We start from the raw sequence: 18,079 nt of genomic DNA on the forward strand, positions 1-18,079 counted from the left end.
TAACGTTCAGCTTGCAGGTCGTGGTTTCGCCGCTGCAACGGCTTTTTCACGGCTCATTGACAGGCCGTCACGACGCGGCGATCGCCTCCGTCGCATCAGTTGCCCGGGCCGCCTCGGCCTCCTCGCGGGCGAGCACGGTCTGCATGGCGGCGATGGCGCACTCCATCTGGGCGTCGTCGGGCTCGTGGGTGGTCAGGTACTGCATCTGCATGCCGGGCCACAGGATCACCTTCACAAGCGGGTTGTCCGGATGGCTTCCCGCCCACTTCACTGTGATCTCGTAGGAGATGCCGGCGATCACGGGCATGAGCACGATGCGCGCCACGATGACGAGCAGAAGCTTCGGCAGCCCGTCGGGCACCCCGAAGCCGGCGATGATGGCGTTGAGGGGGAAGATGGTGTACACCAGAATGGCGATGACCATCACCATGATGAGAAAGGCGGTGCCGCAGCGCACGTGCAGGCGCGGGAACTGCCGGGCGTTCTCGGGCGTCATGGGCAGCCCGTGCTCGAAGCAGTGTATGGCTTTGTGCTCGGCGCCGTGGTACATGAACATGCGCTTGATGTCCTCCATGCGCCCGATGAGCCAGATATAGAACACGAACACCGCCACACGCAGAAGGCCGTCCACGATGTTCCAGGCAAGCGTGTGATCGTCGTACTCCCCCACGATGAGGTTCGTCACGGCCGCCGGCGCCACGATGAACAGCACCACACCCAGCACGAGCCCCACGATCATGGAGATCATCATCTCGCGGTGCCCGAACTCCTCTTCTTCCTCGCGCGTCTCGGCATCTTCGGTCAGCGTCGTCTCGTAGTCCACGGCCTCGGCCGAAGCCTCGGCGGCGGCCTTCTGCTCGCCCTCCGCATCGCCGAAGGCGTGCAGTGCGGCGATCTCCAAGGCCTTGAAGCCCAGCATGAGTGACTCCACAAGCGCCCGGCAGCCGCGCACGAGCGGCCAGTACATCCAGCCGTTCTTGTCCTGACCGCTCTTCAGGTCGTGCTCTTCCACGTAGATGGCGCCGCTCGGCTCGCGCACGGCCACGGCCCAGTTGTACTTGCCGCGCATCATCACGCCCTCGATGAGGGCCTGGCCGCCCACGTGGGTCTTAATAGCCCCGTCCTCGGAAAAGGCGCGGGACAGGTCGCTCTTCTGCTTTGCCATGGGTCCTTCGTATCCCTTTTCGTTCTCGAATACCTCGCTTGACACGCCCCGACAAGCGGGGCGGTGCCGAACCGCCTACTGGTCCAACGTCGCGCGATCCACGCGCGGGAAGGGGTTGCCGCAGGTCATCTTCCCCTCGGGGCAGGTACCGTGCACGCAGGGCGCACCGGCATCGGCGAAGATGTAGGGGGCCGTGGGACGCGCCAGCTCCAGCATCTTCCACGCCAGATCGCGAATCTCCCACTGAGCGCGGTTGCAGCAGCGCAGCTCGAAGAAGTGCAGCAGCTCGCGCACGTTCATGGTGATGACGATCTTCGTCTCGGCGGCGTTGGGCAGAAGGTAGCGTGCGTCCTCGGCGGGCACCCCGGCCTCCACAAGCATGCGGTAGGCGCGCGTCACGCACTCGATGGCCTCGTCGAACAGCGCGCTCGTCTCGGCGTTGTCGGCCACGGTGGCCGGTTTCACCACGGGAATCTCGCCCTTGAACTTCACGTAGCGCTGGGACTGCTGGTTGAAACTGGCGATGCGGTGGCGCACCAGCTGGTGGGTGAGCGCCCGGGACACACCGTCCACGGCGAAGGTGTAGCTCGCGTGCTCCAAGGTGGAGAAGTGCCCCGAGCCCATGATGGCGGACAGCACCGACCGCACCCGCTCGGGCGGCATGGTCTCCATGAGCTCGCTCGCGCCCACGGGCGCGTAGCATAAACGGGCCGCCGTGGCGATGGCGCGCTCGGGGTCGGGCGTATGGTACAGAAGCTCTACCTGCATGAGGCTCTCCTTGAAGTCGTTCGCTGAGAGTTTTCGCCTGTCGGAGACGGCCGGCATCCTGATTCGCTCAGACAGTCCTCACTTGGGAGAACAGCCCGCTGGGCTGTTCTCGTCGCTGCGGAACTCGCTCGGTCAGGACGCCGGCCGCCTCCTCCGCACTCCTCCTTGCTCGGGAGCCGCTATCAGCGATTCTTTTCATTCCGGAGAAGTATAATGGCTGGACGACCGACGATATAGCTGGGAGGCCCCATGCACGACGAATTTACACCCCTGCTCGGCTCAACGGATTGGAACGAGGAGTGGAAAGAGCTCCAGAAGCTGCGCCGCCATGCCGACGACGCCTCGTTCTGGGACAAGCGCTCGGCCACTTTCACCACCAAAGACGCCCCGAACCGCTACGTGGAGCAGTTCCTGGCCTATGCCGCCATCCGCCCCGGCGAGACGGTATTCGATATGGGCTGCGGCACCGGCGCTTTGGCCGTACCCCTCGGCGAGGCCGGGCACAAGGTGGTGGCCGCCGATTTCTCCCAGGGCATGCTCGACCAAATGCAGGCCCGGCTCGATGCCGCGGGCGTGCGCACGGTCTTCCCCAAACTCATGAGCTGGGAGGACGATTGGCCCGCCTTCGGCGTGCGCGCGGGCATGACCGACGTGGCCATCGCCTCGCGCTCCATTGCCACCGCCGATCTGCGCGAATCCCTGCTGCGCCTTTCCGAAGTGGCGCGCCGGCGCGTGTGCATCACGCTCGCCACCGGCTCCTCCCCGCGCGTGGACGAGCGCATCCTGGCCGCCGTGGGACTCCCCTGCCTGCTCGGGCGCGACTACCTCTATGCTTTCAACATCTTGGCGGCCGAGGGCATCAAGGCCGAGGTGCGCTACATCGCGAGCACCCGCGAGGACACGTTTGCATCCCCCGAGGATGCTTTCGAGAAGCTGGCCGCCATGATCGACGATTCCTCGGCCGTCCAGGCCTCTGCTGCCGAGCGGGAGCGCGCCCGCGCCAGCTTGCGCGAATGGCTTGCCGTCAACCTGGTGCCCAACGAGCACGCCGGCGAACCCGATTGCAAGGGCGTGGCCCAAGGCGCCTGGCACCTCGCCGAGCCCCGCACCGTCACCTGGGCCTTCCTTTCCTGGAATAAGTAGAGAACAAGAATGCGGGCCGGAGTTCCGACCCGCCGATAAAACCAACTACGCGATGGATACTGGTTGAATACACTACACCAGAGGGGTTTTGAATACTACTTTCACTTTAACGCTTGCAGGTAAACCATAGGAGCGGAGAACTTTCTTGCACTTCGCAGCAATCCTGCTCTTTGACATTTTCTTTTTGTTGTAATACTGAATTTCAATGGTAGCGCGCTTGCTTACCCCGGAAAACGCCTTCTTGCTCATTTCGCTCCCGGCCTTTGATTTGACAGCACTACCATTGCAATAGAGAAAGCTCGATTTCGGCCCGCACGGAATTATAATCTTCTTGAGCTTCTTCAACGGCTTGAAGGCCTGCTTGCCTATCGCATTTACCTTGTTGCTCAGCAAGACCGTTTTTACTTTGGCCGCCTTTGAACCTATCTTAAACGCATTGGATGTGCAACCCGTGATGTACGGAGTGTAGGTCGTGCAAGTCAGCCTAGATATATACTGAAAACCAGTCATTTCTGCGCCCGTTTCTCGGACCGCCCTTATGCTATAAGCCTCACCCGGTTTGGTACTTACCTGAAAGATTCCACAATTCAGCTTGTATCCCATGGCATCCACTCTCACCGCCTTGAATGTGGCACCATAGCAGAGCGTACCCCACAACTTCTTAAAAGACGTATAGCTGTTTGTACACTTCTTTGCATCAATGAGCTCGTCTCCGCCCTCTTTGTCAGCACCGATCAGGTAAAGTTTTGCCGCCTTAGAGATAGAGACATTGCCGTTTTCCGCCAAAAGTGCTCCACCCCACGTGCCGCATTGATTGATGCGCAGCGTACCTGACTTGATCGAGATATTCTTGGCTGAGGCGATACCATTGCATTTGGATGTTTTGAGCGTGCCCCCTTTCACCACAAGGTTGCAGTCGCTACCGATAAAGTACGGCTTATCTACTTGAGTTCTTTTATAGGAGTCAGTCAAAGTATTGGTTCCCTTCAAAAGAACCGTTACTTTGGCATTACCATCTCCTCCAATATATATATGACAGTCCTTAAAAACTTGATCGGAATCCTGCACAGGGTACGACTCAGAAGTCCGAGCTTTATAATTGGCTAAAGTAAGAGTGTTGGTTTTCGGATCAAAGCTCACCCCTGAAGGAGCCTTTGAAACATATCCATTATTTGGAACTCCACTATCATCGTCAACCCACGAAAACCAAGGGTAATCCTGGTTGATGTAGATATAACTTGCACCAACCCGCACATACGACACAACGCCAGAGGACCCAGTAGGGGTTTCAGCCAACGCCGGAGTTGGGCACATCATCATAACAAAAAAACTGGCCATTGCGACAAGCAAGCCAATGGCAGCGAATCTTAGTTTAACCTCAAGAAAGTTCCGAACTCTCATGAAAAATCCTCCTTTGCCGTATGTCCCTTGGACTCCTATGCGCAGAGGATAGCAGGCTCGCTCATTTAAATGCTTACCCCCCCATTTTCGTTTATAGGCTCAGTGATATCCGTAAGCGGCTCTCCCAATCCTACTTACAATTTCGTCAGCGAGAAAACGGACATCGAAAGGGCAGCTCTATGCTCTCGACTCGCACGCAAAAAGAGGGGCTCCGGAAATTCCGGAGCCCCTCGGCGTTGATGGAGTATCTAAAGCTTAGAGACGTTCCACGTTGCTCGCCTGCAGCTTGCCGTTCTGGCCCTCGGTCACCTCGAAGGTAACGGCGTCGCCCTCGTTGAGGGTCTTGAAGCCCGACATCTTGATCTCAGAGAAATGAACGAACAGATCCTCGCCGTCGTTCTGAGAAATGAAGCCGTAGCCCTTCTCGGGGTTGAACCACTTGACAGTGCCTTCCGCCATGATGCTTTCCTCTTTCCTCCCTCCCGTCCTCCGAGAGGGGATAGTAACACGGGCCCTGAGGCCCCAGCTCCCCATTTAGGAGCGCCCCATCACTATACGCTAAGTTGCGCGGTTTTTCGCGGGGAATTCGCTTATTCGGCGGCTTCCTCAAGAAAAGCCTCAAGTTCCTCGTCGCCGACCGCATCGTCGGAAAGCTCGTGGCCGTAGGCCTCGGCGAGGGCCCGGGCCTGGCTCGAGCGCAAGTCGGCCATCTCGCTGTTGCCGGCCTCGCCGTAGTAGCGCGACGACAGAAGGAGGCTGCGCGCAATATGCTCGGTCAGGTGCGGGTCCACCCCCGACACCTGCAGGATCGTCGCCATGGACTCGGGCGCGAGCGAGAGCAGCGCCTCGCCGTCCAGGTCGGTGGCGTCGCCTATGGCCATATCCAGCATACGAGCCGCACCATCGGGATCCTCCTCGCCAGCGGCGCGCTCCATGGAGCGGCGAATGCCGCCCAAAAGCTGGGCGATAATGCGCATCAGATAATCTTGCTCGAACACAGTTGCTCCTCCAATAACTCCGCAGGGGCGCCTTTCGGGGCTCCTGCCTTCCTCCTCCAAATGGAACAAGCCTCTTTCGCGCCTTCGTAGGGGCGGGCCTTCAGGCCGGCCGCCCGACAACGTCAGTGCCCGCAGGGAGGGGCGGCCGAAATCGACTCGAACCGAGCTAACAACCCTCGGGCGCCATAAGGCCCAAGTGCTCCCAGGCGCCGGGGGTGGCCTGGCGGCCTTTGGGCGTGCGCATCATCAGGCCCTGCTGCATGAGGTAGGGCTCGTACACGTCTTCCACCGTGTCGGGGTCTTCCGCCAGGGCACTCGCCAGGGTGGTGAGCCCCACCGGGCGCCCCGAGAACTGCACGCAGAGCACTTCCAACAGGCGGTTGTCCACCGCATCGAGCCCCAAGTGGTCCACTTCGAAGAACGTGAGGGCCTCGGCGGCCACGTCTTCGGTGATGGCGCCGTCGCCGCGCACCTGGGCCCAGTCGCGCACGCGCTTCAGCAGGCGGTTCGCCAGACGGGGCGTGCCCCGCGAGCGCCGCGCGATTTCCAGCGCGCCCTCCTCGTCGATAGACACGTTCAGAATAGCAGCCGACCGGCACACGATGAGCGCCAGCTCCTCGGGCGTGTAGTACTGCAAACGGAAGGCCACGCCGAAGCGGTCGCGCAAAGGGCCGGTGAGCAGGCCCGTGCGCGTGGTGGCTCCGATGAGCGTGAAGCGCGGCAGGTCGAGCCGGATGGAGCGGGCCGCGGGGCCCTTGCCCACCACGATGTCCAACTCGAAATCCTCCAGCGCCGGGTACAGCACCTCCTCCACCATGCGGTTCAGGCGGTGAATCTCGTCGATGAACAGCACGTCGCCCTCTTCGAGGTTCGTGAGGATGGCGGCCAGGTCCCCCGTGCGGGCGATAGCCGGCCCCGAGGTGGTGCGGATGGAAGCGCCCAGCTCGTTGGCCACCACCGTGGCGAGCGTGGTCTTGCCCAGGCCCGGAGGCCCCGAGAACAAAATGTGGTCGGCCACATCCCCCCGGGCCCGGGCCGCGTCGATCATTATGCCGAGCGATTCCTTCACCTTGCTCTGGCCCAGATAGTCGTCCAGCCGCTTCGGGCGCAGCGAGAAATCCAACTCCAAGTCGTCTTCAGTGAAGGTGGGCGCCACGGCCCGCTCACGACCCTCGGCCGTCGCGCGCCCCGAAGACGCGCCGCCCTCGGCCACGTACCCGATGCCCTCTATGTCCAGATCAAATGCCATGGCTGCCTATCGCTATCGGTTTCCCAAACGTTTCAGCCCGTATTGTAGCAGCGCGCCCTCACCAGCGCCCTCGGGAGCGCCCTTCAAGGCCACCTCGGCCTCGGCGGAGGTGAAGCCCATGGAGAGCAGCGCCTCGGTGGCGCCGGTGAGCGCCACGCTGGCCGCCGACGGGCCGCCGGACTCCGCGCCGCTGTCAAACAGCGTCTCCAGGCCGCGCTCCAGCGTGCCCTTCAGCTCCAAAATGATGCGCTCGGCCGTCTTCTTGCCCACACCGGGAATGTGGGACACCCGCGCGATGTCCTGGGCGGCGATGGCGTCGGCCAGCTCGCGCGGGGTGTAGGTGGAAAGGGCCGCCAGGGCCATCTTCGGCCCCACTTTCGACACGCCGATAAGCTTCTCGAATAGGGCCTTCTCCTCGTCGGAGAGGAACCCGTAGAGCCCCAGGCCGTTGTCGCTCACCGACAGGTAGGTGAGCACGCGCGCGGGCTTGCCCACTTCCAGCTTGCCCAAATCTCCCTGGGGCATGGACACGGCATAGCCCACCCCGGCCACATCGATGTAGGCCGTATTCGGCGGCAGCACCGCCGCCACTTCCCCGCTCAGAAACGCTATCATGCGAACCTCCCCGTCTCGTGGGTCGTATAGCAAATGGCCGCGGCCAGGGCGTCGGCCGCATGGTCGGGCGCCGGATCGCGCTCGAGTTTCAGCAGATGGCGCACCATGTACTGCACCTGCTCCTTCTCGGCCGTGCCCTCGCCCACCACAGCGAGCTTTATCTGGCTCGGCGAGTACTCGCCCACGGCAAGCCCCATCTCGGCGCAGGCCACCAGCGCCGCACCGCGGGCCTGGCCCGTGGCGAAGGCGGCCGTCACGTTGTTGCCGAACCACACCGTCTCGATGCCCACGCAGCTGGGCCGGAACCGCTCGATCACGGCCCCCACCTGATGGTGTATCTTCAGTAGCCGCTCGGCCAGGGGCCTATCGGCCGGCGTGGCCACGCACCCGTAGGCCACGCATCCCAGCCGCGAGCCGCACTGCTCCACCACGCCCCAGCCCGTATGGGCCAGGCCCGGGTCGATTCCCAGTATGATGCGCGCCGTGCCAGCCAACAGATAAGCCCCACTTTCCAAAATCAGTGGGGCTTATCATAGAACATATGTTTGCTGATTGCAAGAACAATTACGGGCGCAGGCCCATGCCGCCTTCCAGGGTGAGGGTCTCGCCGCTCATGAACTTGAAGTCGGGGTTCGCGAGCTGCACCACCACGCGGCCGATCTCGGTCTCCACGTTGCCGTAGTGGCCCATGGGGGGCATGTGCACGTTGGCCTCGAAGGCCTCCGGGTAGGCCTCCTGGAAGTTCTCCAGGGCGGCGGTCCAGGCCAGCGGGCACACCACGTTCACGTTGATGCCGTCGGGGCCCCACTCGGTGGCGGCCACGCGGGTAAGGCCGCGGATGCCCTCCTTGGCCGCCGCGTAGGCGCACTGGCCGTAGTTGCCGAACAGCCCCGCGCCGGAAGCGAAGTTGATGACCGAGCCCTTCGTCTCCTTCAAGTGGGGGTAGCACGCCTGCATATAGTAGAAGGTGGCGTACAGGCCCGAGTATACGGCCAGGTCGAACTGGTCGGTGGTGTGGTCGGCCAGGGTGACGCCGGAAGCGGATGCCTGAGCGTTGTTCACCAGCACGTCAATGCGGTCGAACTTCTCAATGGCCTGGTCCACCACGTTCTGCACCACGGCTTTGTTGTCGGCGCCCGCGTTCACGTCGGCGGCCACCACGAGCACCTGGATGCCGAACTCGGCCTCCAGTTTCTCCTTGGCCGTCTCCAGCTTCTGCACGTTGCGGCCGGTGATGACCAGGTTCGCGCCCTCCTTGGCATACGCCGTGGCGATGCCGTAGCCGATGGAACCGGCGCTGCCGTCCTTCAGTGCCGCGAAGCCGGCGCCGGTGATGATGGCGGTCTTACCTTCGAGAAAACCCATGGAGCCTCCCTTGTCGAATGGCGGGGCGCCGCGCTCGGCAGCATGTCTCCCGCGCGTTTACGTGCCTTTACCCTACCAGATTTCCCCGCCCCGATGTTTCCGGAATGTTGCGCGGGGCGTCTGCGCCCCCGAAAGGCGAGGGCCCACCCGAGCTGTCAAAGGGCGGTCCCTTAGCAGCTCTCCAGCGCCAACAAGCTGCCGGGGGCGGTTCCTGGGCACTCTCCGACAAGGGAGCTACCCCTGACAGCCCCCGCATGAGAAGAGGCGCCGCCACCGCTCGCATAACAAAAGGGGCGCCGAGCCCGAGCCCGGCGCCCCTTGCAGGCGCACGCTATGCGAGGCTGCGCGATTACTCGTCGAGCGCCTCGGCGATCTCGTCGGTGATGTCCATGGTGTGGTACACCGCCTGCAGATCCTCCAGCTCCTCCAGCTTGTCGATGAGGCGCATGACCTTCTTCGCGTCGGCCACCGACACCGCCGAGGGCGTGTTGGCGATCATGGTCATCTCGGCGCCCTTCACGGCCACGCCCTGGGCCTCCAGCTCCTTCACCACGGCCATGAGATCGCTCGGCGCGGTGTAGACGATCCACTCCTCGTCGGCATCCTCGTAGTCGTCGCCGCCGGCCTCGGCCACGGCGAGCATGAACTCCTCCTCGTCGGCCGCGGCGCCGTTGGGGGCGATGGGGTTCTTCTTGTCACCGGTCTCCACTTCCTTGGACACGATGATCTGGCCCTTGCGGTCGAACTGGAACGCCACCGAACCCGAGGTGCCCAGGTTGCCGCCGGAATGGGAGAACGCCGCGCGCACGTCGGCGGCGGTGCGGTTGCGATTGTCGGTCAGGGCCTCGCAGAGCACGGCCACGCCGGCCGGGCCGTAGCCCTCGTAGACCACGGTCTCGTAGCTGGCGGCGTCCTTGCCGGAGCCGAAGGCCTTGTCGATGGCGGTCTTGATCTTGTCCTTGGGCATGGAATAGCCCTTGGCCTTCTCGATGGCGGCGGCCAGCGACGCATTGTTGTCGGGGTTCGGGTCGCCACCCTCCTTGGCTGCCACGGTGATGTTACGAGCCAGCTTGGAGAACAAAGCCGAGCGCTTCGCGTCCTGCGCGGCCTTGCGGTGTTTGGTGGTTGCCCACTTAGAATGCCCTGACATGGATACGTCCCTTCAAAACACGAATACAACAGCGGCTCATGGTACCACAAGGGGGCCGCGCGGGGAATACGCCAAGCACCTCGCACGTTTTTTCTACGGAAGCCCGCAAGGCCTCCCCGGTGCGCCCCGTAAGCCGCATTCCCCGACCGCCTGCGAGTCGCACCCCGCCAGCCCCCGCATGTAGGTGCATGCCGCTTAAACTGGCGCATAATTGCGCTTTCGGTGCATGCGAAGGCACCTTCACGCGCAACAGACGCAAATAATGGCCCATTCTGCCGCAAAAGAGCATCCAAAGAAGATCGAGGACCGCTTTCATGCACCAGAACCGCAATTGTGCGCCAGGAAATCACCGCAAACACTACAGCCGCCTCCCAACCAAGGAGCCAGCCGCTCCCTCAGCCAAGGAACCAACCGCTTCACGCTCCCGCCCGCCGCGGGGACCTACCCCTCGTCCACCCGCTCCAGCAGCTCCTCGCGGGAGCTCACGCCGATCTTGCGGTAGATGGCCTTCACGTGGGTGCGCACCGTGCTCTCGGAGATGACGAGCGTGCCAGCGATGAAGGCGATGCCGTGGCCGCGGCCCAGATACCCCAGGATCTCCCGCTCGCGCGGGGTGAGCGATGCCTCATCGGCAAGCATCGCGCAGCGGGCGGCCACATCGGGCGCACGCCGAGGCACCAGACGGCCCGGCAGCCCGTTGTCGTCGCAGACCACCGCACCTGCGGCGGCCCCCTCCTCGCAGGCCGCCGCCCGCGAGGCGCGCCACAGCGAGAGCAGCGCCTCGCCGATGAGCGCCACGAAGAACAGCGTGCTCACCACCAGAAGTGCCGGGCCGCCCTCCTGCTCCTGGAAGGGAGGAGTGGTCGCCGCGGCAACACCCAAGATGGAGCAGGCGGCGAAACCCGCCACGGCCACACCGTAGACGAACCCGCAGGGCAGCTCGCCGCCATGGGCGAGCGCCACCAGGCTCGCCAGGGCCAGAATAGCGAGCATGCCGAAGAACACGTAGGTCAGCCACGCGGCGAACCACAGCGGAACGGTGCCGCCGGGAAAGCTGTTCAGGAAGATGAGCACGAGCGCGAAGGCCGGCAGCACGAGCCGGTAGATAACGGGAAGAAGCGGCCGCGACGAGCGCACGAAGCACAGCGGCACCACCACAAGCGCCCCCAGCACGCACCCGAGCACCTCCATGTGCATCACGTCGAACAGAATGAATTTGCGCGCGCCCATGAGGAAGGCGAACACCATGAGCCCCGCAAAGGGCATAGCCAGAAGCTGCGCCATGGTGGCAAGTCCCCGGCGCATTGTGAGCCCCGCGGAAGCCGCCTGCGCGCCCCGGCCCTCGGCGGCCGATGCATCCGGCCGCCAGACCAGCTCGCCGCGATGGGTCTTCCAGCAGGGAAGAAAGCAGCTCAAGGGCAGCAGCACGCAGAACACGAGCAGCCCCACGGCGAAGGCCACCGAGGCCAGCAGCATTTCCAGAAGCGAGGAGAGCCCCACCATGAGCGCCACCCACAGAAGTGCTTGACGCAAACTGTACTGGGCCATATAGGCTCCCCAGGCCACAGCAAGCTCCACCGTGCCCAAGGCAAGGAGCAGCCCCGCCGCCACGCCCACAGCCGCCGTGCCGAAACCGGGCAGCGCGGCGGCCAGCACGAAGAGCAGGTAGCCGATCAGATAGCAGGCCGCGCCGCCGAACACCCAGCCCTTCTCCAGCAGACGCACCGATGCCCCGGGACGCGCCGACACGCACGCCGCCGCCGTGCCGGCAACAAGCGAGGAGGCAAGCAGCGTGTTGGCAAATGGCGCCATGAACACCGCCGTCTCGAACACGCCTGTCTCGAACAGCAAGTGATTCGGCGCGTACACCGGCAGCGTGACCAAAAACGCCGCCAGCATAAGCGTCTCCAATTTGAACGATGAGCTGAGATGCATCCGCGCCGCCCTCCCCGACTTCCGCTTTGCAACCGATTGCTGTGTAGTATACCCAATGATTCCCCGCGAAAGCGCTGCCGCCCCAATTTCCTTTATCGGCTCTGAACTGCGGTTTATGCCTATCTACCCCAAATCCGCGAGGGCTTTTTCCGACAAATACCCCACTCCGACGATTCCTCGCAGCCCCACCTCCGTGCCACCATGGCCCCAGCCTGGCGCGATAGGCGCCGAGCGAGAAGCCAAAACCCTATCTGCAAGGGAGGACAAGGGAAATGAGCAAGGAGAACCTGAAGGGCATGTCCCGTCGCTCGTTCATCGGCATGGGCGCGGTGGCCGCCGCGGCCGCCGGCGTGGCGGGCCTGGCCGGCTGCGCGCCGACCGCCAACGGCAACGCGAGCGCAACCGACACCGCCGACACTGACTCGGCAGCCCAGGGAGCCGGCGCGAGCGATGTGCACATCCACAACGTCACCGACACCAGCTGGATGACGCCGCCGGCCGAGGTGACCGAGTTCGCCACCGAAATCGACTGCGACGTTGTCGTCGCGGGCATGGGCTACGCCGGCATGTGCGCATGCCGCGAGCTGGCCGAGCAGGGCAAGAAGGTCGTCATGATCGAAAAGCAGCCCGAGGACACCTTCGCCGCCGTGGGCAACGAGTTCGCTTCGCTGAACGCAGCTATCTTGAAGGAGCGCGGCGTGCCGCACATCGATCCGGTGGAGTTCTACCAGAACTTCATGAAGATCACCTCGAATATGCCGAACCCGTCTTTGGTCATGAAGTTCGCCCAGAACTCCGAGGCCAACTCCAACTGGTACCTCGATCAGCTGACCGACGATGACTTCGCATCCATGACCACGGCGTTCTTCCCGCCCACCGAGCATCAGATGAGCGAGCTTTCCGGCATCAAGTTCTGGGCCAGCGTCTGCTCGTTCTACGGCCAGGAGTGCAACCAGACCAAGATCATCCTCTCCAACAAGGCCGTTGCCGAGGACAAAGGCGCCGAGTTCCACTTCGGCACTACCGCCGAGTACGTCATCATGGAGAACGGCGCGGTCGCGGGCCTCGTGGCGAAGGACGACAGCGGCTACATCAAGGTGAACAGCAAGGCCGTCATCATCGCCTGCGGCGGCATGGGCGGCAATCCCGAGATGATGGCCTACTTCATGCCCGACATGGCCCAGGCCCTTGCCGGCAACGACGCGCTGACCTCCATGTCGGCCAACGACGGCCGCGGCGTGCAGATGGCCTACTGGGCCGGCGCGCACCTGGAGACGACCCCGGTGGCCGGCATGAACATGAAGGGCCTGGCTGTGCCCGGCAAGATGAACTGCCTGCCCCAGGCCGTATGGATCGATGAGTCTGGTAAGCGCTTCGCCAACGAGTACTATCCTACCAGCGAGCAGCGCGGCTATCAGACGGTGTTCATGAGCCGCAAGACCAAGTACGCCGTGGTGGACAACAACTTCACCGACTATCGCCAGTACACCCTGCCCCAGCACGCCGGCTTTACCGCCAACGAGGAGAACATCTCCTCCCTGCGCGAGTCCCTGGACACCGCCTACGCCAAGTTCAAGGGCACCTACGAAGAGCCCGAGCAGACCGAGGAAGAAGGCCCGGGCGGCCACGGCCCCATGACCCAGGTGGAGTGGATCGCCGACGACACCCTCGAGGGCCTCGCCTCCCAGATGGGCCTTTCCGGCGATGCCGTCACTGAGTTCGTCGCTCAGATGGAGCGCTGGAACGGCTACTGCGACGCTGGCGTGGACGAGGAGTTCGGCCGCGCGAAGGAAGTGCTCTTCCCGGTGAAGGACGGCCCCTTCTACGCCTGCACCTTCGACCCGGTGCTCGGCGAGACCATGGTCACCATGGGCGGCATCATCACCGACGGCGAGCAGAACGCGCTGGATGCCAACTACGAGCCCATCCCCGGCCTGTACGTGTCGGGCAACGACTGTGGCCGCCGCTTCGGCACCGAATACGTGACTCCCATCCCCGGCTGCTCGCTCGCTTTCGCGCTGGTGCTCGGCCGCGAGTGCGGCAAGTCCGTGGCGAAGTTCCTCGGCTAAAGGCTTCCACGAGTCGGAGCGCAGCCCATGCCGGCCGCGCTCCGACTCATCCGAAACGCCATTCCCGCTGCGGGGCCTTCTCCCTCCCGGACCCGCAGATAACCGACAAAGCCCCCGGCCGTCCCTCCCCGGCCGGGGGCTTTCGCTTCTGCGAAAAGAATGCCCGGCTCCCGGCCGGGCATCGTCGCCTTCGTTGCATGCGGCGAATCTGGCGCTCCTACTCCTCCCGGAGCCACAGGCCCGTCTTGCCGCCGTCCTTCTTCAGCAGGCGCACATCGACTATCTCCATGCCGCGATCGACCGCCTTGCACATGTCGTACACGGTCAGGCACGCCACGCTCGCCGCCGTGAGCGCCTCCATCTCGATGCCGGTCTTGCCGGTCACGCCGCAGGTGCACGTCACATGGATGCCCACCCGACCGTCGGCGCGTTCGCCGTCGGTCACCGGTGCGCACTCCACCTTCGCCTTGGTGATGTTCAGCGGATGGCACATGGGGATAAGCTCGCTCGTCTTCTTCGCGGCCATGACGCCGGCCACGCGCGCGCAGGCGAGCACATCGCCCTTGGCCGCCCTGCCCTCCACGATGAGCGCGAGCGTCTCCGGCTTCATGGAGATGAAGCCCTCGGCCACGGCCACGCGCTCGGTGTCGGCCTTTTGCGACACATCCACCATGCGCACGTCGCCGTTCTCGTCGATATGGGTCAGCTGATCGGTCATTGCTATCCTCCTATTTGGCTCATGTTCCGCTCGGTGCCTACCTTGTCATGGTGCTCATCGGGCTTGGCGCCGAGCGCCGTCAGCAGCACGCCCCGCGCCGCCGCGTCGTCGCCGGCCCGCAGGGCGGCCCGCACGTCGTACTCGTCGTCGGAGAACAGGCACGGCCGCACCTTTCCGTCGGCGGTCACGCGCAGGCGGTTGCACTCGCCGCAGAAGTGGCGCGACAGCGGGCTGATGAAGCCCACGGTGCCCGCCGCCCCCGGGAACTCGAAGTAGCGCGCCGGACCCCAGCCCACGGGCTTGCTCGAGCGCGATGCGGGCACGAGCGCCGGCAGTCCGGCTGCGGCGGCCTCGGCGCTGATGCGCTCGATGAGCTCCTCGGAGGGAATCACATCGACCACACCCCAGCCCGTGCCGCCCTCGCCCTCGGCGTTGCCGACGGGCATGTACTCGATGAAGCGCACGTGCAGGGGACGGTCCAGCGAGAGCTTCGCGAAGGCGAGGAAGTCCTGGTTCAGGCTGCGCACGGTAACGGCGTTCACCTTCACCGGGGAAAGCCCCGCTTTCAGGGCCGCATCGATGCCCGCGAGGGTATCCTCCAGCCGCCCCACCCGCGTGATGGCGCGGAACTGCTCGGCATCCAGCGTGTCCAGCGAGATGTTCACCCGCGAAAGGCCCGCGGCTTTCAGGTCATCCACCATCTGCGGCAGAAGCACGCCGTTAGTGGTCATGGACACGTTCTCGATGCCGGGAATGTCGGTGATGGCGCGCACCAGGTCGACCACGCCCTTGCGCACCAAAGGCTCGCCGCCCGTGAGGCGCACGCTCCTGATGCCGAGGCTGGCGGCCACGTGCACCAAGCGCTCGATCTCCTCGATGCGCAGGATCTCGCCGTGGTCCATCTGGCACACACCATCTTCGGGCATGCAGTACACGCAACGGAAATTGCAGCGGTCGGTCAGCGAAAGGCGCAGGTAGTCGATCACACGCCCATGGGAATCTTTCAAGGCTCTCCCCCGTCTCTTCTCTTGGCGCACCATTATAGACGAGCGCGAATAAAGCGCAACCGGGAGCACCGAGCGCCCAGCTCACAGCCGAGCGCCGCCCGGGGCAGCCGCCATCCTTGGGAAAACCCGCGCTACTCCCCCGCCGTGGCCTCGTCTACCAGAGCGATCAGCTCCTGATGGGAGTGCACCCCCAGCTTCCCGTAGATGTTGCGGGTATGGGTGCGCACGGTGTTCCACGAGATGGAGAGCTTGCTGGCGGTGGTGGAGGAGTTGTAGCCCATGGCCAGGCAGCGCAGCACATCGGTCTCGCGGGGCGAGAGTTGGTAGGCTGTCGCCAGCTGGTCGATGGCCACGCCGAAACGCCCCTTGCGCACCGGCTCGCCTTCCGCAGAGCCGTCGGCCTCGTCGCCGGCGGCCAGATCCTGACGCAACAAGTCGCCGAGCGAGGGCGCGCCCTCCTCGGCCGGAGCGAACAGCCGATCGAACTCGCGCTCCGAGAAGATGATGAAGGCGCAGGCGAGCACCACGAGCGCCATGATCATGTAGGCGAACGACTCGCCGATGGCCCCGAACAGAGAGCCGAGCACCTGCACGCCGAAGAGCCACCCCAAACCGCTGCCGAGCAGATAGGCGCCGTAGCCGTAGCCGAACACGATCACCGCGGAGATGCGTCGCTGGTACACGATGAAGGCGAGCGTGCACCACAAAAACAGCTCGAACACCACGCTCGCCAACGAAACCACCTGGGCGAGCACCGTGTGCAGCACCGACACGAGCGGCAGACAGGCCACGAGCGCCACCGAGGCCACCATCACGATGGAGTAGGCCTTGCCGAAGTTGAGCTTGTCGCCTTCGGTGCCGACGGCCACGCATGCCAGGGCCGCAGCCAAGAGCATCCGCACCACCATGACGAGGCGCGACCCGTCCAGCGTGGTGCCGATGGGAGACACGGCCACCACCGATGCGTACACCGACGACACGATGCACGAGAACACGAACACCACGGCCAGAAGCTTCCAGAACGACCGCGGCAAGGCCGATCGCGATGCGCCCTTCCCTCCGGCCGTCGGCGGCCGATCAGCATAGCGAGAGAGCGATGCAAGCACACCGGCCACCACTGGCAGCCCCACAAAGGCGGCAATACCGGCCAGAGAGGGCCCTCCCGCAACGGGAGCCCACGAAGGAGCTCCCACCACGACAAAGAACGATACCGCTACAATAAGCTGCGAAAAGGCCACATACAGAACAACTTGCCGAGGAGCCAGGCGACCGTAAAGCTGCGCACAGCGCAACGCGATGACTCCCAAGCCAGCACCGAACAGCACGCTTCCGCCAATAAAGAGCAGGAGGATAATCTCAGCGGGAAGCAGGCCGTTCAGATAATAGGGCCCTACCAAGATGACCATGGCGCTTCCCGCAGCCGAAGCAATCCCAGCAGCCAACGAAACAGCAGGCCGCTCCATCCACTGCTTTGCCACGGGTGCCGCAAAGGTAGCAACCAGCATGACCGCCCCGGCGCCAAGCAACGTCGAAATATGCAGCGTAGACAAGTTGCCGCCGTTCATCTCGGTATCCGATAGCCACGCCGTGCCAGAACTCGCGATGTACACCGACGCGAGCCACGCGCCCAGCGACAGGTACGGCAGCGCCGGCCACGCCTTCACGAGCTTCGCCAGAAACGTCCGCGTCGCGGTCATGTCCCTCCCCCTCAACGGGGGAAGCGCTCCGCACATCGCGGAGCGCTTCCCGTCATTGTCGTCCGGCTACGATACCACATCCAACTCGTCAGAGAAGGCGGCCGCAGATCGAACGGACGCAGCCTCCTCACGCCGGTCGACGAGAGCCCGCCCCACGCGGGTAAGCCCGTAGGCGACGAAGACCACCGAGTACACCGCCACCGATGCCGAGGAGGCCGCGCCGCCGTGCAGGGCCGAGGGCAGGAGCATCAGCAGCAGGTGCACGTACACGAGGGCGAAGAAGGGGTAGGCCAGCTTCTGCACCCGCTTCCACGTGTCAGTGCGCATGCGCTTCTTCACGAAGGCGAACGACGTCACGCCGAGTACCACGAGCAAGACGAGCAGCACCACAGCCAGGGCGAAGGAGGCCACCACGTTGCCGCTCACCGCACCGGAGCCCAGAAGGCGCGGCAGATAGCTTTCCAGGTACACCGCCATGTGCCCGAGCGAGAGGAACCACGCCACGATGGACAGCTCGCTGCGCACCGGCTTGAGCCACCTGTAGGCGCGCCCCTCCCGGGACAGGCAGCCGATGAACATGACCACGGTGAACAGCGCGAGTGCCAGCTCGCACTTCTGCACGAGCACGAACAGCGGGCTCCATACCGCACGTGGCAGCCCGAAGAACACGCCGTACACGTACAGCACGTCCACAGCGATGGCCGCCAGATAGAAGGCCAGCGGGCAGGCCTTCAGGGGATTGCGCAGCGCGAAGCACGCTGCCACCGACGCGGCAAGAATGAGGGCGAAATCCATGGTA

17 protein-coding genes are annotated in these 18,079 nt (G+C 64.1%); 2 read left to right on the plus strand and 15 right to left on the minus strand.

The features are described from left to right. Nucleotides 1-67: 67 nt before the first annotated feature. The gene (locus C811_RS08330; protein ID WP_016309116.1) at nt 68-1,165 is read right to left on the minus strand and encodes a DUF1385 domain-containing protein; all 1,098 of its coding nucleotides are present in this window, start codon (nt 1,163-1,165) and stop codon (nt 68-70) included. A 75-nt stretch (nt 1,166-1,240) separates the two neighbouring features. Next, nucleotides 1,241-1,933 (minus strand): FAD-dependent thymidylate synthase, encoded by a 693-nt coding sequence (thyX, locus tag C811_RS08335; protein WP_016309117.1) that lies wholly within the window; start codon nt 1,931-1,933, stop codon nt 1,241-1,243. Nucleotides 1,934-2,182: 249 nt separating this feature from the next. On the opposite strand from thyX, the gene C811_RS08340 reads away from it, so the two are divergent. Next, entirely contained in the window at nt 2,183-3,076 is an 894-nt protein-coding gene (locus tag C811_RS08340; protein WP_016309118.1) for a class I SAM-dependent methyltransferase, read from the plus strand. Nucleotides 3,077-3,148: 72 nt separating this feature from the next. Here C811_RS08340 and C811_RS16520 read toward each other — a convergent pair whose 3' ends face one another. The 9 genes from C811_RS16520 to C811_RS08380 form a co-directional block, all read right to left on the minus strand. Then, a complete protein-coding gene (locus tag C811_RS16520) occupies nt 3,149-4,477 on the minus strand; it encodes a hypothetical protein (RefSeq protein WP_016309119.1) in 1,329 nt (442 codons plus the stop codon). A gap of 255 nt (nt 4,478-4,732) precedes the next feature. Next, nucleotides 4,733-4,936 carry a cold-shock protein gene (locus C811_RS08345; RefSeq protein ID WP_016309120.1) on the minus strand — a complete coding sequence of 68 codons (204 nt, stop codon included), beginning with the start codon at nt 4,934-4,936 and terminating at the stop codon, nt 4,733-4,735. Between the two features lie 131 nt (nt 4,937-5,067). Continuing rightward, nucleotides 5,068-5,475, minus strand: a complete 408-nt coding sequence (locus C811_RS08350) for a hypothetical protein (RefSeq protein ID WP_016309121.1) — start codon at nt 5,473-5,475, stop codon at nt 5,068-5,070. Between the two features lie 166 nt (nt 5,476-5,641). Next, complete coding sequence (ruvB, locus tag C811_RS08355) at nt 5,642-6,724, minus strand: Holliday junction branch migration DNA helicase RuvB (RefSeq protein ID WP_016309122.1); 1,083 nt, start codon at nt 6,722-6,724, stop codon at nt 5,642-5,644. A 12-nt stretch (nt 6,725-6,736) separates the two neighbouring features. Continuing rightward, entirely contained in the window at nt 6,737-7,339 is a 603-nt protein-coding gene (gene ruvA, locus C811_RS08360; RefSeq protein WP_016309123.1) for a Holliday junction branch migration protein RuvA, read from the minus strand. Then, nucleotides 7,336-7,833: a crossover junction endodeoxyribonuclease RuvC gene (gene ruvC, locus C811_RS08365; protein ID WP_016309124.1), complete on the minus strand. Its 498-nt coding sequence runs from the start codon at nt 7,831-7,833 to the stop codon at nt 7,336-7,338. Before ruvC ends, ruvA begins: the two co-directional genes overlap by 4 nt. Nucleotides 7,834-7,903: 70 nt before the next feature. Next, nucleotides 7,904-8,704 carry an SDR family NAD(P)-dependent oxidoreductase gene (locus C811_RS08370; RefSeq protein ID WP_016309125.1) on the minus strand — a complete coding sequence of 267 codons (801 nt, stop codon included), beginning with the start codon at nt 8,702-8,704 and terminating at the stop codon, nt 7,904-7,906. A 349-nt stretch (nt 8,705-9,053) separates the two neighbouring features. Then, nucleotides 9,054-9,854 carry a YebC/PmpR family DNA-binding transcriptional regulator gene (locus C811_RS08375; RefSeq protein ID WP_016309126.1) on the minus strand — a complete coding sequence of 267 codons (801 nt, stop codon included), beginning with the start codon at nt 9,852-9,854 and terminating at the stop codon, nt 9,054-9,056. A 441-nt stretch (nt 9,855-10,295) separates the two neighbouring features. Next, nucleotides 10,296-11,789, minus strand: a complete 1,494-nt coding sequence (locus C811_RS08380) for a helix-turn-helix transcriptional regulator (RefSeq protein ID WP_016309127.1) — start codon at nt 11,787-11,789, stop codon at nt 10,296-10,298. A gap of 272 nt (nt 11,790-12,061) precedes the next feature. On the opposite strand from C811_RS08380, the gene C811_RS08385 reads away from it, so the two are divergent. Next, nucleotides 12,062-13,858: an FAD-dependent oxidoreductase gene (locus C811_RS08385; RefSeq protein WP_016309128.1), complete on the plus strand. Its 1,797-nt coding sequence runs from the start codon at nt 12,062-12,064 to the stop codon at nt 13,856-13,858. 217 nt (nt 13,859-14,075) lie between these two features. On the opposite strand, the gene moaC is transcribed toward C811_RS08385, so the two are convergent. From moaC to C811_RS08405, 4 genes are all read right to left on the minus strand, one after another. Next, complete coding sequence (moaC, locus tag C811_RS08390) at nt 14,076-14,576, minus strand: cyclic pyranopterin monophosphate synthase MoaC (protein WP_016309129.1); 501 nt, start codon at nt 14,574-14,576, stop codon at nt 14,076-14,078. 2 nt (nt 14,577-14,578) lie between these two features. After that, the gene (gene moaA, locus C811_RS08395) at nt 14,579-15,583 is read right to left on the minus strand and encodes a GTP 3',8-cyclase MoaA (RefSeq protein ID WP_016309130.1); all 1,005 of its coding nucleotides are present in this window, start codon (nt 15,581-15,583) and stop codon (nt 14,579-14,581) included. A gap of 131 nt (nt 15,584-15,714) precedes the next feature. Next, nucleotides 15,715-17,280 (minus strand): helix-turn-helix transcriptional regulator, encoded by a 1,566-nt coding sequence (locus C811_RS08400; RefSeq protein WP_016309131.1) that lies wholly within the window; start codon nt 17,278-17,280, stop codon nt 15,715-15,717. A 66-nt stretch (nt 17,281-17,346) separates the two neighbouring features. After that, nucleotides 17,347-18,075: a ferric reductase-like transmembrane domain-containing protein gene (locus C811_RS08405; protein ID WP_016309132.1), complete on the minus strand. Its 729-nt coding sequence runs from the start codon at nt 18,073-18,075 to the stop codon at nt 17,347-17,349. Between the last annotated feature and the right edge of the window lie 4 nt (nt 18,076-18,079).

Origin of the sequence: Adlercreutzia caecimuris B7 (assembly GCF_000403355.2) — a bacterium.
GTDB classification, from domain to species: Bacteria; Actinomycetota; Coriobacteriia; order Coriobacteriales; family Eggerthellaceae; genus Adlercreutzia; species Adlercreutzia caecimuris.